At 62.4% G+C, this 21,742-nt stretch carries 28 protein-coding genes; 10 read left to right on the top strand and 18 right to left on the bottom strand.

The genetic code is table 11. The features are described 5' to 3' along the window. Positions 1 to 180: 180 nt before the first annotated feature. The 9 genes from FDW81_RS05780 to FDW81_RS05740 all read left to right on the top strand — a co-directional run bounded on the left by FDW81_RS05780 (position 181) and on the right by FDW81_RS05740 (position 7,877). Positions 181 to 450, top strand: a complete 270-nt coding sequence (locus FDW81_RS05780) for a Flp family type IVb pilin (RefSeq protein ID WP_138133182.1) — start codon at positions 181 to 183, stop codon at positions 448 to 450. A gap of 96 nt (positions 451 to 546) precedes the next feature. After that, positions 547 to 921, top strand: coding sequence for a TadE/TadG family type IV pilus assembly protein (locus FDW81_RS05775; RefSeq protein ID WP_138133208.1), 375 nt, complete (start codon positions 547 to 549; stop codon positions 919 to 921). After that, a complete protein-coding gene (locus tag FDW81_RS05770) occupies positions 909 to 1,931 on the top strand; it encodes a pilus assembly protein TadG-related protein (RefSeq protein ID WP_138133181.1) in 1,023 nt (340 codons plus the stop codon). Before FDW81_RS05775 ends, FDW81_RS05770 begins: the two co-directional genes overlap by 13 nt. Before the next feature lie 34 nt (positions 1,932 to 1,965). Beyond that, positions 1,966 to 2,730: a Flp pilus assembly protein CpaB gene (locus FDW81_RS05765; protein ID WP_138133180.1), complete on the top strand. Its 765-nt coding sequence runs from the start codon at positions 1,966 to 1,968 to the stop codon at positions 2,728 to 2,730. Next, the gene (locus FDW81_RS05760; protein WP_138133179.1) at positions 2,727 to 3,917 is read left to right on the top strand and encodes an AAA family ATPase; all 1,191 of its coding nucleotides are present in this window, start codon (positions 2,727 to 2,729) and stop codon (positions 3,915 to 3,917) included. The genes FDW81_RS05765 and FDW81_RS05760 overlap by 4 nt, the downstream gene beginning before the upstream one ends. Before the next feature lie 235 nt (positions 3,918 to 4,152). Beyond that, positions 4,153 to 5,499, top strand: coding sequence for a CpaF family protein (locus FDW81_RS05755; protein ID WP_370278767.1), 1,347 nt, complete (start codon positions 4,153 to 4,155; stop codon positions 5,497 to 5,499). Between the two features lies 1 nt (position 5,500). Next, positions 5,501 to 6,433: a type II secretion system F family protein gene (locus FDW81_RS05750; RefSeq protein WP_138133178.1), complete on the top strand. Its 933-nt coding sequence runs from the start codon at positions 5,501 to 5,503 to the stop codon at positions 6,431 to 6,433. A 6-nt stretch (positions 6,434 to 6,439) separates the two neighbouring features. Then, on the top strand, positions 6,440 to 7,324 hold the full coding sequence (locus FDW81_RS05745) for a type II secretion system F family protein (protein ID WP_138133177.1): 885 nt from the start codon (positions 6,440 to 6,442) through the stop codon (positions 7,322 to 7,324). An 88-nt stretch (positions 7,325 to 7,412) separates the two neighbouring features. Further along, positions 7,413 to 7,877, top strand: a complete 465-nt coding sequence (locus FDW81_RS05740) for an Hpt domain-containing protein (protein WP_171027118.1) — start codon at positions 7,413 to 7,415, stop codon at positions 7,875 to 7,877. On the opposite strand, the gene FDW81_RS05735 is transcribed toward FDW81_RS05740, so the two are convergent. Beyond that, entirely contained in the window at positions 7,874 to 8,668 is a 795-nt protein-coding gene (locus FDW81_RS05735; RefSeq protein WP_138133176.1) for a response regulator transcription factor, read from the bottom strand. The genes FDW81_RS05740 and FDW81_RS05735 overlap by 4 nt on opposite strands. Positions 8,669 to 8,920: 252 nt before the next feature. Here FDW81_RS05735 and FDW81_RS05730 point away from each other — a divergent pair, with 252 nt between their 5' ends. Beyond that, positions 8,921 to 10,585, top strand: coding sequence for a cell wall metabolism sensor histidine kinase WalK (locus FDW81_RS05730; protein WP_138133175.1), 1,665 nt, complete (start codon positions 8,921 to 8,923; stop codon positions 10,583 to 10,585). Positions 10,586 to 10,641: 56 nt separating this feature from the next. On the opposite strand, the gene FDW81_RS05725 is transcribed toward FDW81_RS05730, so the two are convergent. The 17 genes from FDW81_RS05725 to rpsH all read right to left on the bottom strand — a co-directional run bounded on the left by FDW81_RS05725 (position 10,642) and on the right by rpsH (position 21,731). Then, on the bottom strand, positions 10,642 to 11,532 hold the full coding sequence (locus FDW81_RS05725; RefSeq protein WP_171027117.1) for a tRNA pseudouridine(38-40) synthase TruA: 891 nt from the start codon (positions 11,530 to 11,532) through the stop codon (positions 10,642 to 10,644). Positions 11,533 to 11,564: 32 nt separating this feature from the next. Then, entirely contained in the window at positions 11,565 to 12,137 is a 573-nt protein-coding gene (gene rplQ / locus FDW81_RS05720; RefSeq protein WP_138133174.1) for a 50S ribosomal protein L17, read from the bottom strand. A 68-nt stretch (positions 12,138 to 12,205) separates the two neighbouring features. Beyond that, entirely contained in the window at positions 12,206 to 13,216 is a 1,011-nt protein-coding gene (locus FDW81_RS05715; RefSeq protein ID WP_009358719.1) for a DNA-directed RNA polymerase subunit alpha, read from the bottom strand. A gap of 130 nt (positions 13,217 to 13,346) precedes the next feature. Next, positions 13,347 to 13,748: a 30S ribosomal protein S11 gene (gene rpsK, locus FDW81_RS05710; protein WP_009358720.1), complete on the bottom strand. Its 402-nt coding sequence runs from the start codon at positions 13,746 to 13,748 to the stop codon at positions 13,347 to 13,349. 54 nt (positions 13,749 to 13,802) lie between these two features. Beyond that, a complete protein-coding gene (rpsM, locus tag FDW81_RS05705) occupies positions 13,803 to 14,177 on the bottom strand; it encodes a 30S ribosomal protein S13 (protein ID WP_138133173.1) in 375 nt (124 codons plus the stop codon). A gap of 182 nt (positions 14,178 to 14,359) precedes the next feature. Next, positions 14,360 to 14,473, bottom strand: coding sequence for a 50S ribosomal protein L36 (gene rpmJ, locus FDW81_RS05700; RefSeq protein ID WP_009358722.1), 114 nt, complete (start codon positions 14,471 to 14,473; stop codon positions 14,360 to 14,362). A gap of 69 nt (positions 14,474 to 14,542) precedes the next feature. Further along, positions 14,543 to 14,764, bottom strand: coding sequence for a translation initiation factor IF-1 (infA, locus tag FDW81_RS05695; RefSeq protein WP_009358723.1), 222 nt, complete (start codon positions 14,762 to 14,764; stop codon positions 14,543 to 14,545). A 171-nt stretch (positions 14,765 to 14,935) separates the two neighbouring features. Next, positions 14,936 to 15,871 carry a P1 family peptidase gene (locus FDW81_RS05690; RefSeq protein WP_138133172.1) on the bottom strand — a complete coding sequence of 312 codons (936 nt, stop codon included), beginning with the start codon at positions 15,869 to 15,871 and terminating at the stop codon, positions 14,936 to 14,938. 113 nt (positions 15,872 to 15,984) lie between these two features. Continuing rightward, positions 15,985 to 16,812, bottom strand: coding sequence for a type I methionyl aminopeptidase (gene map / locus FDW81_RS05685; RefSeq protein WP_138133171.1), 828 nt, complete (start codon positions 16,810 to 16,812; stop codon positions 15,985 to 15,987). 71 nt (positions 16,813 to 16,883) lie between these two features. After that, entirely contained in the window at positions 16,884 to 17,453 is a 570-nt protein-coding gene (locus FDW81_RS05680; protein ID WP_171027121.1) for an adenylate kinase, read from the bottom strand. A 5-nt stretch (positions 17,454 to 17,458) separates the two neighbouring features. After that, the gene (secY, locus tag FDW81_RS05675; RefSeq protein ID WP_138133169.1) at positions 17,459 to 18,769 is read right to left on the bottom strand and encodes a preprotein translocase subunit SecY; all 1,311 of its coding nucleotides are present in this window, start codon (positions 18,767 to 18,769) and stop codon (positions 17,459 to 17,461) included. A gap of 214 nt (positions 18,770 to 18,983) precedes the next feature. Beyond that, positions 18,984 to 19,469 (bottom strand): 50S ribosomal protein L15, encoded by a 486-nt coding sequence (rplO, locus tag FDW81_RS05670; protein ID WP_138133168.1) that lies wholly within the window; start codon positions 19,467 to 19,469, stop codon positions 18,984 to 18,986. Beyond that, positions 19,470 to 19,676, bottom strand: a complete 207-nt coding sequence (rpmD, locus tag FDW81_RS05665) for a 50S ribosomal protein L30 (RefSeq protein ID WP_013601818.1) — start codon at positions 19,674 to 19,676, stop codon at positions 19,470 to 19,472. A 2-nt stretch (positions 19,677 to 19,678) separates the two neighbouring features. After that, positions 19,679 to 20,395: a 30S ribosomal protein S5 gene (rpsE, locus tag FDW81_RS05660; RefSeq protein ID WP_138133167.1), complete on the bottom strand. Its 717-nt coding sequence runs from the start codon at positions 20,393 to 20,395 to the stop codon at positions 19,679 to 19,681. Next, positions 20,392 to 20,775, bottom strand: a complete 384-nt coding sequence (gene rplR, locus FDW81_RS05655) for a 50S ribosomal protein L18 (protein WP_138133166.1) — start codon at positions 20,773 to 20,775, stop codon at positions 20,392 to 20,394. The genes rpsE and rplR overlap by 4 nt, the downstream gene beginning before the upstream one ends. A 2-nt stretch (positions 20,776 to 20,777) precedes the next feature. After that, complete coding sequence (rplF, locus tag FDW81_RS05650; protein ID WP_138133165.1) at positions 20,778 to 21,314, bottom strand: 50S ribosomal protein L6; 537 nt, start codon at positions 21,312 to 21,314, stop codon at positions 20,778 to 20,780. Positions 21,315 to 21,332: 18 nt separating this feature from the next. Continuing rightward, positions 21,333 to 21,731 carry a 30S ribosomal protein S8 gene (gene rpsH, locus FDW81_RS05645; protein ID WP_018769139.1) on the bottom strand — a complete coding sequence of 133 codons (399 nt, stop codon included), beginning with the start codon at positions 21,729 to 21,731 and terminating at the stop codon, positions 21,333 to 21,335. Between the last annotated feature and the right edge of the window lie 11 nt (positions 21,732 to 21,742).

Here is a 21,742-nt window from a genome sequence, read left to right as displayed (position 1 = left end):
CTGGCTGCGATCCCCAGCTGGAAACGCAGGAAAGACGCAAGACATGCGCAGGAAATGCCCAGTGAGGGAAAACTTGAATCAAGATGCGCTTAGTTCTTGCTTCGATTGGATTTTCAGCGGCTAGCTTGTATTGCAGAGCTGGTGCAGGGCCAGCCACTCTCACTCGCACAGGAGTCTCAAATGCTCGCTTTTTTCTCCAATACCGCCGCCCGCGTTCGTCGCGATGAAAAGGGCGCAACCGCCGTTGAATACGGAATCATGGTTGCCCTTATCGCCGTCGTCATCATCGCCGCTGTCACGCTTATCGGTGGAAACCTGAAGGGCACCTTCGAGAGCGTGGGTTGCAGTGTCAAGGGCGGCACCTACACCGCGGCCAAGGATGCCGTTCCTGCCGGTTCCGATGGAACCGGAGGCTCAGCCGCTGTTGCCTCCAGCTGCAGCAAAGCATAGGTAACCAAACTTGATGGCGGCGGTTGTCCGCCGCCATCAAGTGCAGTTGCCGAAGACCCGCCTCAACTTGATGACTAATCGAAGGAATGAGCCTTGCTGCGCAGACAGGATGAACGAGGTGCTGCAGCAGTGGAGTTCGCGCTTTTAGTACCGGTCCTCATCATGCTGCTGCTCGGTATTTTGGAGTTCGGCAGGGCCTACAACATACAAACTACGTTGACTAATGCTGCCCGGGAAGGCGCCCGAAGCATGGCCATCAACAAAAGTCAGGACACTGCCCGAACTGCAACCAAGAACGCATCATCAGACCTCAATCCGCCCCTTGCGGACACCAACATTAACTTCAGTCAGTCCGGCTGCATGGCAAACACACAAACGACAGTCACCGTCAGTTACAACTTGGACACCCTCACAGGCATCGCGGGTCCCTTCGCTATGACAGGAAAAGGAACAATGCTGTGCGGCGGATAGCAAACACTGCCGGTGGGGAACGTGGCGCGGTTGCCGTGCTCGTTGCTGTGCTCATGGTGGTGCTGCTCGGCTTCGCGGCTATCTCCATCGACGTCGCGAAACTCTACTCCGAACGCGCTCAGCTTCAGAATGGAGCAGATGCCGTCGCTTTAATGGTTGCCCAGAAATGCGCCAAGGGAACGGACGACTCTAACTGCTCGTCGAATGCACCCGCTGCCAAAGCCCTGGCTGGTGACAACGCTGTGGATGGAATCAGCAACGTAATATCAGTCGACCTGGACAAGTCGGCCGGCACGGTACGGGTGGTTACAGGCGCAGAAGAAATTGGAGCAGGAACCAACAGCGTGTCTTTGTTCTTTGCCGGTGTTCTCGGCTTCACGAGCGCCGAGGTCTCAGCCGCTTCCAGTGCCCGCTGGGGTAGTCCCGCAAAAGGCAGGACGCCCTTTCCCATCACTGTTTCAATATGCCAAGTGCGGGGCCAAACCGGCGTCCCGCAATTGCTCCAGCTACACGGGAACAATGCCAACCCGGACTGCTCCTACGGTCCCAACGGGGCGCCGGTACCAGGCGGGTTCGGCGGCCTCAAGGAAAACACCTCCTTTTGCGGGGCGGACATCGATATAGAGGCCGCTAGTGCCGGCAGCAACACGGGTAATGATCCGCCCAAACACTGTGACAGTGCTTTGAATGGCTGGGCCGCCGATATGCAGGCAGGTAAAGAGGTGATCATGTTGTTGCCAATTTTTGATGCCGTTACCGGCGTGGGAGACAACGCAACCTACCATTTCAAAACCATTGCAGCGTTCAGGGTGATGGGTTGGAAGCTGGGTGCCACTGGCCTGCCTTACACATTTCGCAACCGGACTCCAGATGTTCCGGCAGAGCTGCAATGCTTCGGGTCGTGCCGCGGGATCATCGGAAAATTCGTGGAGTACCTCTCCTTATCCGACGAATTCACTTTAGGCCCCCCCACGGCTGATGGCGCCAAGCTCGTCAAACTCACGCAGTAGTCCGTAATTCCCTATAAAACCCCAGGAGCAGTTCGTGAAGTCTCGGTTGTTGGCAGGAGCGGCAGCGGCAGTCCTCGCCATCGCCGGCGTGTTCCTCATCGTTAATTACGCGCAGGGCGCCGACCAGCGGGCCGTGAAGAACCTCGAACCCAAGGCAGTCCTGGTGGTGAAGGCAGCTGTTCCTGCAGGTACTCCCGTTGAATCAATGGCGGCCTCAGTGGTTACGGAACAACTGCCGGCCTCAGCGATTAGCGACTCCGCCCTCACGACGCTGGACGGCAGCGCCGGCAAGGTGGCCGCTGTCGACCTCCTACCAGGAGAACAACTAGTCGCCGAGCGTCTCGTTGCACCTGCAGAGCTAAAGACACAAGGCTCTGTGGAGGTGCCGGCCGGACTGCAGGAAGTTTCCTTCCAACTTGAACCCGACCGTGTGGTGGGTGGAAGGCTGGCACCTGGGGATCACGTGGGTGTCTTTGTCTCGATGGATGAGGGCGCCATCGCGGCCCGGGCTGACAAGGAAACTACCAAGCTCACAGTCCGGAAAGCGCTTGTCACCGCCGTGCAGCGGGCGCCGGTGGCAACGCCCGCCCCTTCAGCGAGCGCGGATCCCAGTGCTGCTGACCCCCAGGACACCACCCTGCCAACCGGTTCCCTCATGCTTACGGTGGCCGTCAATGATGTTGATGCAGCCAAAATAGTTTTCGCAGCAGAGTACGCCAAAATGTGGCTCAGCAAGGAGCCTACCGATGCTACCGACAGCGGACCGCGCATTATCGAGCGGACGGAGGTGTACAAGTGAGCCGCTTCGTCCTCATCAGCCCCAGCGCCGATTTCGACGGCCGCCTGCGGCAGGCCGTGGCGGGCGGGCTCCAGGGCGGCGTACAAACGCTATTCACCAAAAGCGTGCCCGCAGGCCCCTACGACCTGTTCGCGCAGCTCAACCAGGAGCAGCCTGAAGTTCTCATCCTCGGCCCGGACGTGCCCGTGGACGAGGCCCTCCGTTTTGCCACCGTGCTCGACCTGCAGGTGCCGGACCTCACCGTGCTGCTGGTCAGTGACGCGGATCCCGAGCTCATCCTGCAGGCGATGCGTGCCGGCGTCCGGGACATTATTTCTCCCTCTGCAGACCCCGCGCAGTTGCGGGTTTTGCTCGAGCGGGCCTGCCAGTCGCTGGCTGGCAGGCACCGCACAGACCAGCCGTACCAGGCACCCAGCAAGGGACGAGTCATAGGCGTCTTTTCCCCCAAGGGCGGAGTGGGAAAAACGACCATCGCCACAAACTTGGCAATTGGCCTGGGCGAGGCGGCGCCGATGAGCGTGGTGGTGGTGGACCTGGACCTGCAGTTCGGGGACGTAGCCTCGGGGTTGTACCTCAACCCCGAGCACACAGTGACGGATGCAGTCTCGCCCGCCGCCAGCCAGGACACCTTGGTATTGAAGGCCTTCCTCACCGTTCACCCTTCCAGCATCTACGCCCTGTGTGCCCCGGATAATCCCGTTGAGGCCGACCACATCACCCCCGACCAAGTCACGAGGTTGCTGGAACAGCTGGCCGAGGAATTCCAGTACGTCGTGGTAGACACTGCTCCAGGTCTGCAGGAGATAGGACTCGCCGCGATGGAAGCTTGCACGGACGTGGTGTGGGTGACCGCTATGGACATTCCGAGCGTCCGGGGGCTCCGCTCGGGGCTGGACGTCCTCCGCCAGCTCGATCTCCTGCCCGAAGGAAGGCATGTTGTACTGAATATGGCCGACGCGAAATCCGGACTCTCGGTACAGGACATCGAAGCCACCATCGGTGCTCCGGTAGACGTCAGTGTGCCGCGCTCCCGCGCCGTCGCCTTTTCCACCAACCGGGGCGTTCCCGTGCTGCAGGAATCCAAGAAGGACCCCGCGGCAAAGGGCCTCCGCCAACTCGTTGAGCGCTTCGTGCTTGCCGGGCACGCGAAGAACCAGCGCAAGAGCCACCGCCGGGTGGTGGTTTAAGGTGAAGCTGTCCGAACGCCTCCAGGCGGCACAGGCCAAGGCCGAGGCAACCGCGGCTCCGACCGATACACAGGTGCCCACTCCGGCGTCGGTCCCTGCCACAGCTGCCAGCTTTATATCCCTCGCAACTCCCGCGACCGCTTCAGTAGTTCCACCGGCACCGACGAACCTGGCTGCCCGCTTCGACGAGAGCATCCCTAAGCCCGTCCGTCAGGATGTGTCCGGTACCGGAAGTGTGCTGCAGATACCGGCCGTGCAGCAGGAAGCCTTTCGGCCGAAGACCCAGCAGCCGGTGGATGTTTTCGCCGCCCTCAAAGAAAGGGCCGCCACGGCCCTCTTCGAGCATTTGGGTGCCCGGTTTAACGACTCCACCCTGACCGAACGGGAACTGCGCAGCACTGCCCGTGAGGAACTCAGCCGCATTATCGACGCGGAGCAGGTGCCGCTTACCGCGGAAGAGCGCACCCGGCTTGTCGCCGACGTGGCGGACGATGTGCTCGGTTACGGACCGCTCCAGCGGCTGCTGGATGACCCGGCCGTCACCGAAATCATGGTGAACCGGATGGACCAGATTTACGTGGAACGAAAAGGGAAACTGACACTCACCGAATCGCGGTTCAGCTCCGAGGAACACCTGCGCAAGGTTATCGAGCGGATTGTGTCCAAAGTAGGTCGCCGGATCGACGAGTCCTCTCCCCTCGTGGATGCACGCCTCGAGGACGGTTCCCGCGTGAACGCCGTCATCCCGCCGCTGGCCGTGGGCGGCTCTTCCCTGACCATCCGCAAGTTCAGCAAGACGCCGCTGACTGTCCGCAACCTCATCGACTTCGGCACGCTCACGCCGGAGATGGCCGAGCTGCTCAACGCCTGCGTCAAGGCCAAGCTCAACATCATCGTCTCCGGCGGCACGGGCACCGGCAAAACCACGCTCCTTAACGTACTGTCATCCTTCCTTCCGCACGACGAACGAATCGTCACCATTGAGGACGCCGTTGAACTGCAGATCCAGCAGGAACACGTGGTGCGGCTTGAAAGCCGCCCGCCAAACACGGAAGGCAAAGGCGAAGTCAGTATCCGCGAGCTTCTTCGGAACTCGCTGCGTATGCGCCCTGACCGCATCGTGGTGGGCGAGGTCCGTGGCGGTGAATCGCTGGACATGCTCCAGGCCATGAATACCGGCCACGACGGCTCGCTTTCCACCGTCCACTCCAACTCGCCACGTGACGCCATTGCGCGCCTTGAAACTCTGGTCCTCATGGCCGGAATGGACCTGCCGCTGCGGGCCATCCGGGAGCAGATCGCCTCCGCCGTGAACCTGATCATCCAGATCTCGCGCTTGCGTGACGGTACCCGCCGGATTACACACGTGACGGAAGTCCAGGGCATGGAAGGCGACATCGTCACCCTCCAGGACGCTTTCGTGTTCGATTACTCCGCCGGCGTGGACCAGCACGGGCGTTTCCTCGGCGCGCCCATCCCCACCGGCATCCGTCCGCGCTTTATCGACCGGTTCGAGGACATGGGAATTTACGTCTCCCCTGGTGTCTTCGGCGCAGCCGCCGCAGTCAGTGGGAGGGCATGACGTGTCCCTATCACTGGGTATCGTCCTGGTTGTCGCAGCCATAGTGTTGGCGGCCGTGGTTGTGTTGATCCCGGGTGCCCCGGCCGTGCCGCTGGAGCGACGCCGGCCATTCCGGACCGAATCTGACTCCCAGCTGACGCGTTTTGCGGGATTCGCCGTGCAGGGACTTGAACAGGGCCTGGCAAAAAGGAACATCCGTTATTTCAACCGCGAAGCCCTCGAAAACGCCGGCTTGCGTCTCAGCCAGGCGGATTTCCTGCTCCTGGTGCTCATCGGGTCCCTTGTTGGCGGCCTGGTGGGGCTGATTGTTGCCGGTCCCTTGCTCGCGGTGCTGCTGCTTATCGCAGCGCCCTTCGTTGGGCAGATGGTCCTAAAGGTCCTCACTGATAAGCGGCGCGCCAAATTTGGCGACCAACTGGGCGACACCCTGCAGCTCCTGTCAGGCAGTCTTCGTGCCGGCCACAGTATTCTTCGGGCCATCGACGCGGCGGCCAACGAATCGCAGGCGCCGACATCCGAGGAGATGCGACGCGTCGTTTCTGAGACCAGCCTGGGCAGGGATTTGCTGGTGTCGCTCAACGACACCGCCGCGCGCATGAAGAGTGAAGACTTCGTATGGATCAGCCAGGCCATCCAAATCAATCGGGAAGTAGGAGGCAACTTGGCTGAAGTACTGGACCAGGTCAACGAAACCATCCGCGAGCGCAATGAAATCAAAGGCCATATCAAGGCCCTTGCCGCGGAAGGCAAGTTTTCCGCCTACATCCTCATGGCTCTCCCGTTCGGCATCGCTGTGATGCTCATGCTGGTCAGTCCCGGCTACATGGACAAGCTGTTCACAACGGTCCTGGGCTGGGTCATGGTCATAGCATCGGCCATCATGATGACGATCGGTGGCCTATGGATGCGCAAGATCATCGACCTGAAGTTCTGAGCGCATATGAGTCCTCTAGTTTTCCTCTCCCTCCTCCTGGTGTGCCTGCCGCTCGCCTACCTCACTTGGTCCGTACTCACAGTGGACAGAAAGGGCCAAGCAGTAGTCCGCGACATCCTGTCCCGCGGTGCCCACCGCGCCGAGATGGAGAAGAAGCCCAACAACGACGTACTGGAAAAGATCGGCCGCGCACTGACTCCCGCCGGTTACGTGCACAAGCTTGACCGCTTGCTGTCCTTGGCCGGCCGGCCGGCGAGCCTTCCGCTGGGCCGGGTTCTGGCGGCCAAGCCCGCGTTGGGCTTTGTGGGTGCGCTGATCGGGGTGTGGCTGAGTTCCGTCGGCACCACGCCGATCATCAAACTCGTGGGGCTGTTTATATTTGGTCTGGGATACTTCATTCCGGACCTCCTGCTCTACAGCAGGGGGCAGGAGCGACAAAAGGTCATTCAACTGGAACTGGCCAACACCCTTGACCAGATGTTGATTTCCGTGGAGGCCGGACTTGGCTTCGAAGGTGCTATGTCGCGCGCCGGTGAAAACGGCAAGGGTCCGCTGGCAGAAGAACTCGTGCGGACGTTGCAGGACATGCAGGTGGGCCGCAGCCGCCGCGAGTCATACCTCGCCCTTGCTGAGCGCACCAACGTACCCGAGCTGCGCAGCTTCGTGCAGGCAGTGGTTCAGGCCGATATCTACGGCATCGCCATCAGCAGGGTCCTGCGGGTGCAAGCCAAGGTTATGCGCGTCAAACGTCGGCAAAGAGCGGAAGAGAAAGCAATGAAACTTCCCGTCATGATCCTGTTTCCATTGCTCTTTTTCATTTTTCCGGTGCTGTTTATCGCCATTCTGGGGCCAGCAGTCATCAACACGATAGAGACATTCAGCCGGCAGTAGCTGACCGTTCGCCTGCAACATCCTCAGGGTTCGCGCAGGAAAAGCCGAACTAGGACAATGAAAGAATTTCAGGAAGTAGCCTTGAACAATGCACAGTCAAGATTCCGGCTCCTGCAGCGAGGCCGCCGCTGCGGACTCCCTGCAGCCCGGAATCGCTCCAGCTGCCGGCAGCGCGCCCACACAGGAAGCGGCCGGGCACTTGCCGCTGATTGACGCCGCGGTCCTGGAGGAGCTTGAGGACGAGCTCGTCGGATCCGGCCTTGCCCAGCGCTTCGCCCGTGATTACGCGGCCATGTGGGATCAGCGTTACACCCGGCTGGCAGCAGCCGTGGACAACCAGGACACTGCCTCAGCCCTGGATGCCGCGATCAGCCTGAAGATCACCTCCGCCATGGTGGGCGGGCTGCGGCTGGCCAAGCTGGCCGAACTGTTGGAGTCCGTGATCCGGCTGGGCGACTTTGGCCAGGGGCAGGTGCTGATGGCGCGGGTTGCCGAAGACGGCGACCAGACCGTCTCTGAACTCCAGGCAAGCTACATCCTGAAGACAGACTAGGACTTCCCGGCAGGCCGGCCGGGCGCCAGCCGGTAGCCCACCCCGCGGACCGTCTGCAGCCACCGCGGTGACAACGGGTCTTCCTTCAGCTTGCGCCGCAGGTTGCCGATGTGGACTTCGACGGCGCGTTCGTCCGCCTCGCTGATGTAGCTGTCCTGGTCGTAGAACTCCCCCCGCACTGCCCGCACAAGATCCGTGCGGGTGCACACAGCCCCGCCGCCGCGGAGGAGCACGTGAAGCAGGTCGAATTCACTGCGCGTCAGCCCCAGCGGTTCTCCATTGACTTCCACCGTCCGCGTCCGATGGTTCAGGGTGAGTCCGTTGTGCTGCAAGACGGCGTTGTCGTGGGGGCGCGGCACGGCGGCCGGCACAGGAGGCGCTCCCCACGTGGGCACCACGGGCTTTTGCGCGTTCACTTCATGCCGCGGCCTGCGCATCATCGCTGCCACCCGCGCCCGGAGTTCCCTGGGCCGGAAGGGTTTTGCGATGTAGTCGTCTGCTCCGGCGTTGAGGGCCGACAACAGATCCGGCTCCTCGGTCCTGCCCGTCAGCATCACCACATAGGCGTTGCTGAAATGGCGGATCCGGCGCAGCACTTCAAACCCGTCAATATCCGGCAGTCCGATGTCGAGCGTCACAACATTGGCCTCTTTGCTGCGCACAACCTCCACGCCGGCCCGTCCGTCTGCCGCCGTATGGACTTCGAAGCCGGCCTGGGTCAGCACTCCCTCAAGGAGGTTGCGTACATCGGCATCGTCTTCAATTACTACGGCCACACCAAGTTCGTCCATCAGTATCCCTGTGCCAGGCGGACATGGCCCCCCATCAGCCCAGCGCCAATGCCATACCCGCTCCAACCATTTATACGCTACTAGTAAGCACAGCTGATGACATCTTCTTCCCCATTCATTTCCAGAAGTCAATTATCATGACAGAACATGTGGATTACGAGCCGAAGGGATGTGTGACGAGTTACGTGCAGGAATTCGAATGCATTGACGGCGCGGCTATTCAGTACAGGTGCACGGGGTTGAGCCCTCTTCATGGCTGAACACCTGTTCCAGCGCGGACCCGGCCGGTTTCTCCGCGGGATTGGGCCCCGGGCGCAGGTTGTCCTGTGCCAGCTGCCGCTCACGCTTGTTGTGGCAGCACTTGCCGTGGCTACGCCCTTCGCCTGGCCCACATTGCTGCACAGCCCCCTCTATATGTCCGGAATCCATCTTTTCGCCATCCTTTTCTTGGGATGCCTCCTCGTGCCATGGGAGCGCCTGGCCCACCGCCCCTACCTTCTGATTCCGATCCTGGATTTCCTGGCCATTGGATTGCTGCGGAATGGGGCCGCGCCGCTGCTCCCGGGGCTGGCCGTCCTGGCCGTGTTTCCGGTCATCTGGCTGTCCGCCTCCGGCATGCTGGCGCGGAGCAGTCTGGTTTTGAGTTTCTTCGGCCCCATGCTCATCATGGTTCCGTCACTGGCCGGGCGCTTCCCCAACCTGACGCCCTCGGACATCACCACCACACTTCTCCTTCCGCTCATGATGCTGGCTGTGTCCCTCGCCATCCGTTTTGCCAGTGTCCACGTGCGGCTGCAGCAGCGGGAACTGGCGGAGAAGGACAGGGAACTGAGGAAACTGCTGCGCGAGAGCAGGGAACGTGAAAAGTTGCTCCAGACGGTCCTTGACGCCACCGACGTCGGCATTGCCGCCGTCGACCGGTCCGGCCGGCTCCTGGTGACCAATGACCGCCAACGGCATTTCCGGCGGGCCACCGGAGCGGAGGATGCCGCCCCGGGGCAGGGGCACCAGCTGATCTTCGGGCAGGACCGGCGCACTCTGCTGCCGCCGGAGAAGCGCCCCATCAGCCGGGCCATCGCTGGAGAATCCTTCGCGGACTACCTGGTGTGGGCAGGGGAAGGAGCGGAGCAGCGCGCCATGTCCACGGCTGCCCGGCCCCTCATAAGCGAGGACGGCAGCTTTGCCGGCGCTGTTGTGGTGTACAGCGATGTCACGGGCTGGGTAGAGGCGCTGGCAGCGAACCAGGAACTCGTCTCCAACGTCTCCCACGAATTCAAGACGCCCCTCAACTCCGTCATCGGAAACATAGACCTGATCCTGGACGAAGACGCCCTGCCGCCACATCTGTCCCGCCGCCTGCTGGTGGTGCAGCGCAACGCGGAACGGCTTCTTGCCCTCGTCGCTGACCTGACCGCAACGGCCTCAACCGCGCTGAACGTCCACCCCAAACGTACGGACCTCGCCAGCCTTGTAGAGACCAGCCTTGGCTCCGTGCAGGCCCAGGCGGAGCGGGCCCACATTCAGCTCAGTGCCGACGTTCCGTCTCCCCTTTGGGCCTACGCCGATCCCCTGCGCATAGGGCAGGCGCTGGACAACCTGGTGTCCAACGCCATCAAGTACTCCCCCGACGGCGGCAAGGTCAGCATCAGCGCCAGGTCCAGCAAGGACTGGGTTCAGCTTAGCGTCAGCGATACCGGAATGGGCATGTCCCGGGAGGACACCACCAGGGTGTTCAAGCGCTTCTTCCGCACCGAATCAGCCCGGAACGCAGCGATCGCCGGCGCAGGCCTGGGCCTGTCCATCACCAAGATGATCGTGGAAGGCCACGGCGGCACCATCACCTGCGAGAGCGGCCAAGGGGAGGGAAGCACCTTCACGCTGACCCTTCCGGCCGATGGCCCGCCGCCCTCATTTTGACTGGGCCAATGCCCGCAGGGTTCCCTGGCTGAGCTTGCGAGGCTAGGGTGATGGCACTACTCGCGCAGCGCCCGCGTGAGTTCCGCGCGGGCCAGGAGTTCGCCGTCGGACGGGTAGGCTACCTCCTCCAGCACCAGGGGATGCGGCGCCGCCAGCACAGACTTAGCGTCCCGCTTTTGGGCCAGCAGCCGCTCGTACAGCCAGCCGGGATCCACAGTCCCCTCCCCCACGTACAGGGAGGATCCGATCAGGGCGCGCACCATGTTGTGGCAGAAGGCGTCCGCCTGGACGGTAGCGACAATGACGTCGTCCTCCCCCCGGGCGAACTCGAAGCGCTGCAGTTCACGGAGGGTGGTGGACCCCTCCCTCGGCTTACAGAAAGCCAGGAAGTTCTGCAGCCCCAGCAGCCGGGAGGCGCCCTCGTTCAGCAACGCAACATCCAGCGGGTTCTTGTGCCACAGCGTGAAGTACCGCTCCAGCGGGTCCCAGAGCGCGGGACCGTCCGCTATCCGGTAGCTGTAGCGCCGCCACAGGGCGGAGAACCGGGCGTCGAAGCCAGCGGGGGCCAGCGAGATCCTGTGCACCTCCACCGATCCGGTCAGGTCGCCGAGGATCCGGCTGAGGGCCCCGCGGATGCGGCGGTGCATGGCGACGGCGGGATCCAGTTCGTGCCCGCGCGGCAGTCCCAGCCACTCGGCTTCAGTCAGGTCCAGGTGGACCACCTGTCCACGGGCATGCACGCCGGCGTCCGTCCGTCCGGCAACGGTTACACGGACGTGACGGCGGATCAGCAGCTGCAGTGCCTCCTCCAGGACGCCCTGCACGGTCCGCAGTCCCGGCTGCACGGCCCACCCGCTGAAGGGACGGCCGTCGTACGAAAGATCAAGCCGGATACGCAAAAACCCGCCGCCCCCCAAAACGGGGGCCGCGGGTTTTTGGTGGTTCATAGACCCAAGTCTATGCGAAGCGGATCAGCGAATTACTTCGCGTCCTTCTCCTCGGCAGCCGGAGCCTCGGGAGCTTCCTCAGCGGCCGGAGCCTCTTCGGTTACAGCCTCTTCTGCAGCAGGAGCCTCCGTGGTCTCCTCAGCGGCCGGAGCAACAGCTGCTTCGGTCTCGGGAGCTTCTTCGGCGGCCGGAGCAGCCTTGGCAGCAGCCTGGGTAGCCTCAGCGACTACGGCCTGCTTGGCGGAAACCGGCTCGAGAACCAGTTCGATGACGGCCATGGGGGCGTTGTCGCCCTTGCGGTTGCCGATCTTGGTGATGCGGGTGTAGCCGCCGTCGCGGTTCTCCACTGCCTGGGCAATGTCGGTGAACAGCTCGTGGACGACGCCCTTGTTGCTGATCAGGCCCAGGACGCGGCGGCGGGAAGCCAGGTCGCCGCGCTTGGCGAAGGTCACCAGGCGCTCTGCGTACGGCTTCAGGCGCTTGGCCTTGGTCACCGTGGTGGTGATCCGCTTGTGCTCGAACAGGGATGATGCCAGGTTCGCGAGCATGAGGCGCTCGTGAGCCGGGCCGCCTCCGAGGCGCGGACCCTTAGTGGGGGTAGGCATAGTTGTTTCTCCTCAAATGGAAGCCGTGGGCTGCACACCGTGGTGCCGCCCGCCGGCCAAGGTCTGGTTTAGAGTTCGTCGTCGCCGAAGGCGGCGTCGTCCTCTTCGATTGCTGCGGCGCGTGCTGCGAGGTCAAAACCGGGAGGCGAGTCCTTGAGGGACAGGCCCAGTTCAACCAGCTTTGCCTTGACCTCGTCAATGGACTTGGCACCGAAGTTGCGGATGTCCATCAGGTCAGCCTCGGAGCGGGCAACGAGTTCACCCACGGTGTGGATGCCCTCACGCTTGAGGCAGTTGTAGGAACGGACGGTGAGGTCCAGATCCTCGATCGGCAGTGCCATGTCGGCTGCCAGGGCAGCATCAGTAGGCGACGGGCCGATCTCGATACCTTCAGCTGCGGTGTTCAGCTCACGGGCCAGACCGAACAGTTCCACCAGGGTAGTGCCTGCGGAAGCAACGGCATCGCGCGGGGCGATGGCCTGCTTGGTCTCAACGTCGACAATCAGCTTGTCGAAGTCAGTGCGCTGCTCAACACGGGTTGCTTCCACGCGGAAAGTAACCTTCAGCACCGGCGAGTAAATGGAGTCGACCGGGATACGGCCGATCTCTGCGTCGCCGGACTTGTTCTGAGCTGCCGAAACGTAGCCGCGGCCGCGCTCGATGGTCAGTTCGAGCTCGAACTTGCCCTTCGAGTTCAGCGTGGCAATGTGCAGATCCGGGTTGTGGAATTCGACGCCGGCCGGCGGAGCGATGTCCGCGGCGGTGACGACTCCGGGACCCTGCTTGCGCAGGTAAGCCACAACAGGCTCGTCGTGCTCGGAGGACACCGACAGGTTCTTGATGTTAAGGATGATCTCGGTGACATCTTCCTTGACACCCGGAACCGTGGTGAACTCGTGCAGCACGCCATCGATCCGGATGCTGGTTACGGCGGCACCGGGGATGGAGGAGAGCAGGGTACGGCGGAGGGAATTTCCGAGGGTGTAGCCGAAGCCCGGTTCCAGCGGTTCGATGACGAAACGCGAACGGTTTTCGGAGACTACCTCTTCGGAGAGGGTGGGGCGCTGTGCAATGAGCACTTAGTTTTCCTTTCGGCGAGCATCCGCTATATGACGCAACACAGGTGGTGGAAATTCGGTCTGAAGACTTAACGCGCTGGGCTTGCCCGGACCATCGATGGTCCGGGCAAGCTGGTGCGGCGGAAAAGCCTTAGACGCGGCGGCGCTTCGGCGGGCGGCAGCCGTTGTGGGCTGCGGGGGTGACGTCCTGGATGGAGCCAACCTCGAGGCCAGCGGCCTGCAGCGAACGGATGGCGGTCTCGCGTCCGGAGCCCGGACCCTTGACGAAAACGTCTACCTTGCGCATGCCGTGCTCCTGCGCACGCTTGGCAGCAGCTTCGGCAGCCATCTGGGCTGCGAACGGGGTGGACTTACGCGAGCCCTTGAAGCCAACCTCACCTGAGGAAGCCCAGGAGATAACAGCGCCGGTCGGATCCGTGATGGAAACGATGGTGTTGTTAAAAGTGCTCTTGATGTGCGCCTGGCCAAGCGCGATATTCTTCTTGTCCTTCTTACGCGGCTTGCGAACCGCGCCACGAGTCTTCGGGGGCATTATTTCTCCTACAGAAAGTTATTGGGGAAAGCTCCGTTAATCCCGGCCGGGATTTTAACGGGCCTTCTTCTTGCCGGCGACGGTGCGCTTCGGGCCCTTGCGGGTACGGGCGTTGGTCTTCGTACGCTGTCCACGTACGGGCAGGCCCTTGCGGTGGCGCAGGCCTTCGTAGCTGCCGATTTCAACCTTGCGGCGGATGTCGGCTGCCACTTCGCGGCGAAGGTCACCCTCAACCTTGTAGTTGCCTTCAATGTAGTCACGCAGCTGAACCAGCTGGGCGTCAGTCAGATCCTTGACGCGAACGTCAGCGCTGATGCCCGTGGCAGCCAGGGTTTCGTGTGCACGGGTCTTGCCCACGCCGTAGATGTAAGTAAGCGCAATTTCCAGCCGCTTTTCGCGGGGAATGTCTACGCCAGCGAGACGAGCCATAGTGGCAGTACTCCTTGAATAAACCGGAGGTCGTAGGCAGTACACCCGCACGTTCTGCGCGGCCCCAGCCTCCGACCGGGGGTTAGCTGTCCGGACTCTTTCGAGCTCAATGTTCCAGATCAGCTTGTGCTGCCTTTATTTACTTGCGTGGGTTGGCAACCCAGGATTCCCGGTGAGGGGAATTAGCCCTGGCGCTGCTTGTGGCGCGGGTTCTCGCAGATCACCATGACCCGGCCATTACGGCGGATCACTTTGCACTTTTCGCAGATCTGCTTGACGCTCGGCTTGACCTTCATGGCATTCCTTTGCGTGTAACAGTTGGTCAACTGGAGCGGCGGCCAGCTCGCACTGGGCCGCCCAGCAATTTACTTGTAGCGGTAGACGATACGACCACGGGTGAGGTCGTACGGGCTCAGCTCCACCACTACGCGGTCCTCCGGGAGGATTCGAATGTAGTGCTGACGCATCTTTCCAGAGATGTGTGCCAAAACGATGTGCTTGTTGGTGAGCTCAACGCGAAACATCGCGTTAGGCAGCGCCTCGGTCACAACGCCTTCGATCTCAATGACCCCGTCCTTCTTGGCCATACCCTCCGCTAACTGTCGTTGCCGCGGCCCCGCCGGATTGCACCGGGCATGGCCACGAACGTTTTTGTTGGATCGATTGCCGGCCCCAGGCCCAAAAGGGCGTGGCAATCCAGACAACCAACAAACAACACTACCCTGTTGGCCGGTAAAAGTTAAATCGGAAATAGTAACCTAGACAGCGCCGAATACACCATAGTCGCCGGCTGCGGTGTGTACGGCTTCAGCCGTGGCCACGCCGTCCAGGATGGCAAAACGTACGACGTCGGCTGCAGCGCTTTGCAGGGTGATGAGGCTAAGCTGCCGCGCAGGTTCGTCGCTGCGGTCGACTGCGAGGGCACCAGTGGCGAGGCAAAAGACAGTGTCTCCATCAGCGAGGGTGTGGCTCGGACTCAGAGCCCTGGCAATCCCGGCATGCGAAGCACTGGCAGTCCGCTTGCACTCGGCCACATCCAGGAAAGCATTCGTGGCGACGACGACAAGCGTGGTGTTGAGCGGGGCGCCAGGTTGAACCACGGATTCCTCGAGAACAGAATGTTCGACCGTTGGTAACCCCAGCGCGTTCACGACCGCGAGGGCTCCGACAACCACCCCATTCTCCAGGACGATGGAAGCTGTGCCCACGCCGCCTTTGTAGATCCTGCCGATGAGCGCTCCGGTCCCGGCGCCGACGTTGCCGCGTCCGACGTCGTGCCCGTCCCTCTCTACGGCAGCGGCAGCGGCAGCCGCGTAGCCCATGTCCGGTGTTGGGCGTGCGGTAAAGTCCCCGCCCCTGCCAAGGTCGAAGATCGCGGCGGCCGGGACGATCGGCACCACTCCCCCGGGGACCGCGAAGCCGCGGCCGTTTTCCTCGCACCACCGCTGGGCCCCGGAGGCCGAGGCCAGGCCGTAGGCGCTGCCGCCCGTGAGCACCACCGCGTTGACTTCGCTGACCAGCGTGGTGGGCTCCAGCGCGTCGGTCTCGTGGGTGGCGGGCCCGCCGCCCTGGACGTCCACGGACCCAACCGTACCCGTCGGCGGCAGGACCACCGTCACCCCGCTCAGCCACCCGTCGTCGGACTTCTGCACGTGGCCCACCCGGATCCCGGGCACGTCGGTGATTGCTCCCATAAGCTTCATTCTGCCTGCCGGGAGGCTACTCCGACGCCAAGCCGCCGGGAACGCTCCAGTTCGCCGGTCCCGTCCAGCGACGTCGCACGTTTCCGGCGGACCCGAAGCCCCTGCTACGGGATGGGTACCGGGGTGACGCCGAGGGGCACCAGGTGCTCTGCACCGCCGTCGGGGGCGGACAGCACCCAGATGCCCTTCTCGTGAACCGCAACGGAGTGCTCCCACTGGCAGGAACGCTTTCCGTCGGTTGTCACCACGGTCCAGTCATCCTCCAGTACGGCCGTCTCGATGCCGCCGCGCACCAGCATCGGCTCGATCGCCAGGCACAGGCCGGGCCTGATCTTGGGCCCGCGGTGGCTGGTCCGGTAATTCAGTACGTCCGGCGGCATGTGCATTTCCGAACCGATGCCGTGGCCCACGTAGTCTTCCAGGATGCCCAGCGGCTTGCCCGGGACGGAGGAGACGTAGTCGTCAATGGCCGCACCGATGTCACCAACATGCTTGCCAGTGGCCAGAGCAGCGATTCCGCGCCACATCGCCGCCCGGGTGACGTCGGAAAGCCGCTGGTCCTCGGGATCAGCGGTGCCCACAATGACGGTGCGGGCAGAGTCGGAGTGCCACCCGTTGACGATGGCGCCACCGTCGATCGAGATGATGTCGCCGTCCTCAAGCACCCGGCCGCCCGGGATGCCGTGGACCACCTCCTCGTTGACGGAAGTGCAGATGGTGGCCGGGAAGCCGTGGTAGCCAAAGAAGTTGGACTTGGCGCCCGCTTCGTTCAGGACGGCGGCGAAGACGTCATCCAGGTGCTTTGTGGTCACTCCAGGCACGGCGGCGGCAACGGCTGCATCCAGTGCCCGGCTCAGGACCAGGCCTGCCTCGTGCATGATGCGCATCTGGCTGTTGGTCTTGTATTCGATGCGGGGCTGGCCAAAGGCCATGGTGTTTCCTTTCAAATGGCTGAGGCTCCTCCCGGTTCATGGGAGGAGCCTCGGAAAAACTAACGCCGGGATCAGGCTGCCTGGGCTGCCTTGATGGCCTGCATGACGCGCTCTGTGACTTCATCGATGGCGCCGATGCCGTCAACTTGGGTAAGGATGCCACGCTCCGCATACTTGGCCACTACAGCTTCGGTCTGCTCGTGGTACAGGTCAAGGCGGTGGCGGATGACGGCTTCGTTGTCGTCGCTCCGGCCCGTTTCCTTGGCCCGGCCGAGCAGCCGGTGAACCAGTTCCTCGTCGTCGGCAGTCAGCTGCAGGACGACGTCGAGCTTTTCCTCACCCTTGGCGAGGATCTCGTCCAGGTAGTCCACCTGGGCGGTGGTGCGGGGGTAGCCGTCCAGCAGGAAGCCGTTCTCCACGTCGGGCTCGCTGAGCCGGTCGCGCACCATCTTGTTGGTCACGCTGTCCGGAACAAAGTCGCCGTTGTCCATGTACTTCTTGGCTTCAATGCCAAGCGGCGTCTCCCCCTTCACGTTGGCGCGGAAGATGTCGCCGGTGGAGATCGCCACAACGCCAAGGCGCCCTGAAATCCGCTCCGCCTGCGTTCCTTTTCCGGAACCGGGAGGTCCAATAATCAGCATTCTCGTCATCGCAAAAGCCCTTCGTAGTGACGTTGTTGTAGCTGCGCATCAATCTGCTTGACGGTCTCAAGGCCAACGCCCACCATGATCAGGATAGAGGTGCCACCGAACGGGAAGTTCTGGTTTGCGTTGATGAGTACCAGTGCCACCAGCGGGATCAGTGCCACGAAGCCCAGGTAGAGGGCACCGGGCAGGGTGATCCTGGAGAGCACATACTGCAGATAGTCGGCGGTCGGCTTGCCGGCCCGGATGCCCGGGATGAAGCCGCCGTACTTCTTCATGTTGTCTGAGACTTCTTCAGGGTTGAAGGTGATCGCGACGTAGAAGTAGGTAAAGAACACGATCATGGCGAAATAAAGCACCATGTAGATCGGCTGGTCGCCACGGACCAGGTTGTTGTTGATCCATTCGACCCACGGCTGGAGCTGCTCGCCCGCGCGCGGCTGGTTGAACTGTGAGATCAGGCCGGGCAGGTAGAGCATGGACGAAGCGAAGATCACGGGGATCACGCCGGCCATGTTGACCTTGATCGGGATATAGGTGCTGGTGCCGCCCACCGTCCGGCGGCCGATCATCCGCTTTGCATACTGCACCGGAACGCGGCGCTGCGACTGCTCCACGAAGACCACCAGCGCCACCGTCAGCAGGCCCACGGCGAGGACGGTGAAGAACGTGGCAGGGCCCTGCGAGGTCCAGATGGCGCCCAGGGAGGTGGGGAACGTGGCTGCGATGGAGGTGAAGATGAGCAGGGACATGCCGTTGCCCACGCCCTTCTCCGTCACGAGCTCGCCCATCCACATGATCAGGCCGGTGCCGGCCGTCAGCGTGATGATGATCAGGATGGTGGTGATCACGCTCTCGTCAGGAATGATCGGGAGCGCACAGCCGGGCAGGAGCTGGCCGGAACGCGCCAGGGACACCAGCGTGGTGGCGTTGAGCAGGCCCAGCGCGATGGTGAGGTAGCGCGTGTACTGGGTCAGTTTGGACTGGCCTGAAGCGCCTTCTTCGTAGAGCTGCTGGAAGCGGGGAATAACCACCCGGAGCAGCTGGACGATGATGCTGGCCGTGATGTACGGCATGATGCCCAGGGCGAAGATGGACACCTGGAGCAACGCGCCGCCGCTGAACAGGTTAACGAGCTGGTACAGCCCGCCTGCGGTCTGACCGTTCTGCAAGCATTGCTGGACATTCTGGTAGTTCACACCAGGCGAGGGAATGAAGGCACCCAAGCGGAAGATGGTGATAATTCCCAGCGTGAACAACAACTTGCGTCGCAGATCAGGCGTGCGAAAGGCCCGGCCAAATGCGCTAAGCAAGCGTCCTCCTGTGGTGTTAATAAGAGTGGTGTGATGGGGATCTATAAATCCCAACAACCGAGTCTAACGGTTGGATGCGCCATGCGAACAATCCACGGGGGAAGTCCGTGCGCCGGGTGGCAGCGAAAAAACGGCGGGCGGATGGAAAAACTCCCGGCCCCGGGGACTTAGCCCCAGGACCGGGAGTTCAGCATCGGGCTTTCACCCACCGGCTCTAGAGAGCGGTGGTGCTTCCGCCCGCTGCGGCAATCTTTTCAGCAGCACTGGCCGAGAATGCGTGGGCGGTGACGTCAACCTTGACGGTGATGTCGCCGGTGCCCAGCACCTTGACGGGCTGGTTCTTGCGAACGGCGCCCTTTTCAACCAGGTTCTCCACGGTGACGGCGCCACCTTCGGGGAACAGCTCGTTCAGCTTGTCCAGGTTTACAACCTGGAACTCAACGCGGAACGGGTTCTTGAAGCCGCGCAGCTTGGGAAGGCGCATGTGCAGCGGCAGCTGGCCGCCGGCAAAGCCAGCCTTCACCTGGTAGCGGGCCGCAGTACCCTTGGTACCGCGACCGGCGGTCTTACCCTTGGATGCTTCACCACGACCAACACGAGTCTTGGCGGTCTTCGCACCCGGGGCAGGACGCAGGTGGTGAACCTTCAGGGCGTTCTGCTTGTCAGCAGCCTGTGCCTTATCAGCAGTATTCTCTGCCATTTACTTCGCCTCCTCTACCTTTACCAGGTGCGGAACCGTGTTGAGCATGCCCACGGTCACGGCGTCGGCGGTGCGGACAACGGTGTGTCCGATCCGCTTCAGGCCGAGGGACCGCAGGGTGTCGCGCTGGTTCTGCTTGCCGCCAATGGCGGACTTGATCTGAGTGATCTCCAACTGGGAGTCGGAGGGAATCAGGTTCTTAGCCATGACTATGCACCTGCCTTCGGGCTCAAAAGGGCCTTCACCAGCGCCTGCGGAGCAATCTCGTCCAGCGGCAGGCCGCGGCGTGCTGCCACTGCTGCCGGCTCTTCGAGGCGCTTCAGTGCATCAACAGTCGCGTGAACAATGTTGATGGCGTTGGACGAACCGAGCGACTTGGAGAGGATGTCGTGGATGCCCACGCACTCCAGTACCGCGCGGACCGGACCACCGGCGATAACACCGGTACCGGCGGATGCCGGACGCAGCATGACGACGCCGGCAGCAGCCTCACCCTGAACGCGGTGCGGGATGGTGTTGCCAACGCGGGGAACGCGGAAGAAGGACTTCTTAGCTTCCTCAACGCCCTTGGCGATAGCAGCGGGAACTTCCTTGGCCTTGCCGTAGCCCACGCCGACCATGCCGTTACCGTCACCAACGACGACGAGTGCGGTGAAGCTGAAGCGACGACCACCCTTGACGACCTTGGAAACGCGGTTGATGGTGACAACGCGCTCTACGAACTGGTTCTTTTCGGCTTCACGTCCGCCGTCGCGGCCGCCACGGCCACCGCGGTCGCCGCGGCCCTGGCCGCGGTCGCCACGCTCGCCGCGGCGGGCACCGCCGCGGCGGTCCTCGCTGGCGGGGGCAGTGGTCTCAGCAGCTGCGGCTTCTGTCGCCTTCTGTTCTGCAGACACAGTGTCCTTTTCCTTGTTTGCTTCCGTCACAGTGACAGCCCACCTTCGCGTGCACCGTCAGCGACGGCGGCAATCCGGCCGTGGTACTTGTTACCACCGCGGTCGAAGACAACTGCTTCGACGCCGGCAGCCTTGGCACGCTCGGCAACGAGCTCGCCAACGCGCTTGGCCTTGGCGGTCTTGTCACCGTCGAACGAACGAAGGTCGGCTTCCAGCGTGGACGCGCTTGCTACGGTCTGGCCAATGGTGTCATCGACAACCTGGACAAATACGTGGCGTGCGGAACGGTTGACCACCAGGCGGGGACGTACTGCCGTACCGGAGATGCGCTTACGGATACGAAGCTGGCGGCGGCTGCGCGAAGCAGACTTGCTCTTGTTCGTACGCTTCTTGTTAATTGAGATGGCCATGGTTACTTACCAGCCTTTCCGACCTTGCGGCGGATGACTTCGCCGGCGTAACGGATGCCCTTGCCCTTGTAGGGGTCCGGCTTCCGCAGCTTGCGAATGTTGGCAGCAACCTCGCCGACCTGCTGCTTGTTGATACCTGAAACAGAGAGCTTGGTCGGGGTCTCAACTGCAAAGGTGATGCCCTCCGGTGCGGTGACACTGACCGGGTGGCTGAAACCGAGAGCGAACTCAAGGTCAGATCCCTTGGCCTGAACGCGGTAACCGGTACCGACGATTTCAAGCTTCTTCTCGTAGCCCTTGGTAACGCCCTCGATCATGTTGGAGATCAGGGTGCGGGTCAGGCCGTGGAGGGAGCGGGATGCGCGCTCGTCGTTCGGGCGGGCGACAGTCAGGGTGTCTGCTTCCAGGGAAACCTCGATCGGGCTGGCCACAGTGTGGTTCAGCTCGCCCTTGGAACCCTTGACGCTGACGACAGAGCCGTCAACCTTGACCTCAACGCCGGCAGGAACGGTGATGGGGAGACGTCCAATTCGTGACATTTTTCTCTTCCTTTCCCGTTACCAGACGTATGCGAGGACTTCGCCGCCCACGCCCTTCTTGCCGGCCTGCTTGTCAGTCAGGAGGCCGGAAGAGGTGGACAGGATTGCGATACCCAGGCCACCGAGCACGTGCGGCAGGTTGGTGGACTTCGCGTAAACACGAAGACCCGGCTTGGAGATGCGGCGAACACCCGCGATGGAACGCTCACGGTTCGGACCGAACTTGAGTTCGAGGGTCAGCTTCTTGCCAACCTCAGCGTCCTCTTCCTTCCAGCCGGCAATGAAGCCTTCGGCCTTGAGGATGTCGGCAACGCGTGCCTTGAGCTTGCTGTAAGGCATAGACACGGAGTCGTGGTATGCCGAGTTTGCGTTACGCAGGCGCGTAAGCATATCTGCGACAGGATCTGTCATTGTCATGGTGGGCTCTT

The organism is Pseudarthrobacter sp. NamB4 (assembly GCF_005796185.1).
Classification (GTDB): domain Bacteria; phylum Actinomycetota; class Actinomycetes; order Actinomycetales; family Micrococcaceae; genus Arthrobacter.
Note: the sequence above shows the minus strand (reverse complement) of the source record. Positions and strands in the feature narration are given on the sequence as shown.

Coding starts and splice junctions, on each gene's coding strand:
- FDW81_RS05780 (WP_138133182.1), top strand. CDS start 181: ATGCTCGCTTTTTTCTCCAATACCGCCGCCCGCGTTCGTCGCGATGAA.
- FDW81_RS05745 (WP_138133177.1), top strand. CDS start 6,440: ATGAGTCCTCTAGTTTTCCTCTCCCTCCTCCTGGTGTGCCTGCCGCTC.
- FDW81_RS05740 (WP_171027118.1), top strand. CDS start 7,413: ATGCACAGTCAAGATTCCGGCTCCTGCAGCGAGGCCGCCGCTGCGGAC.
- FDW81_RS05735 (WP_138133176.1), bottom strand. CDS start 8,668: ATGGACGAACTTGGTGTGGCCGTAGTAATTGAAGACGATGCCGATGTA.
- FDW81_RS05730 (WP_138133175.1), top strand. CDS start 8,921: ATGGCTGAACACCTGTTCCAGCGCGGACCCGGCCGGTTTCTCCGCGGG.
- FDW81_RS05725 (WP_171027117.1), bottom strand. CDS start 11,532: ATGAACCACCAAAAACCCGCGGCCCCCGTTTTGGGGGGCGGCGGGTTT.
- rplQ (WP_138133174.1), bottom strand. CDS start 12,137: ATGCCTACCCCCACTAAGGGTCCGCGCCTCGGAGGCGGCCCGGCTCAC.
- rpsK (WP_009358720.1), bottom strand. CDS start 13,748: ATGCCCCCGAAGACTCGTGGCGCGGTTCGCAAGCCGCGTAAGAAGGAC.
- rpsM (WP_138133173.1), bottom strand. CDS start 14,177: ATGGCTCGTCTCGCTGGCGTAGACATTCCCCGCGAAAAGCGGCTGGAA.
- rpmJ (WP_009358722.1), bottom strand. CDS start 14,473: ATGAAGGTCAAGCCGAGCGTCAAGCAGATCTGCGAAAAGTGCAAAGTG.
- infA (WP_009358723.1), bottom strand. CDS start 14,764: ATGGCCAAGAAGGACGGGGTCATTGAGATCGAAGGCGTTGTGACCGAG.
- FDW81_RS05690 (WP_138133172.1), bottom strand. CDS start 15,871: ATGGGAGCAATCACCGACGTGCCCGGGATCCGGGTGGGCCACGTGCAG.
- map (WP_138133171.1), bottom strand. CDS start 16,812: ATGGCCTTTGGCCAGCCCCGCATCGAATACAAGACCAACAGCCAGATG.
- FDW81_RS05680 (WP_171027121.1), bottom strand. CDS start 17,453: ATGCTGATTATTGGACCTCCCGGTTCCGGAAAAGGAACGCAGGCGGAG.
- rplO (WP_138133168.1), bottom strand. CDS start 19,469: ATGGCAGAGAATACTGCTGATAAGGCACAGGCTGCTGACAAGCAGAAC.
- rpmD (WP_013601818.1), bottom strand. CDS start 19,676: ATGGCTAAGAACCTGATTCCCTCCGACTCCCAGTTGGAGATCACTCAG.
- rplR (WP_138133166.1), bottom strand. CDS start 20,775: ATGGCCATCTCAATTAACAAGAAGCGTACGAACAAGAGCAAGTCTGCT.
- rplF (WP_138133165.1), bottom strand. CDS start 21,314: ATGTCACGAATTGGACGTCTCCCCATCACCGTTCCTGCCGGCGTTGAG.
- rpsH (WP_018769139.1), bottom strand. CDS start 21,731: ATGACAATGACAGATCCTGTCGCAGATATGCTTACGCGCCTGCGTAAC.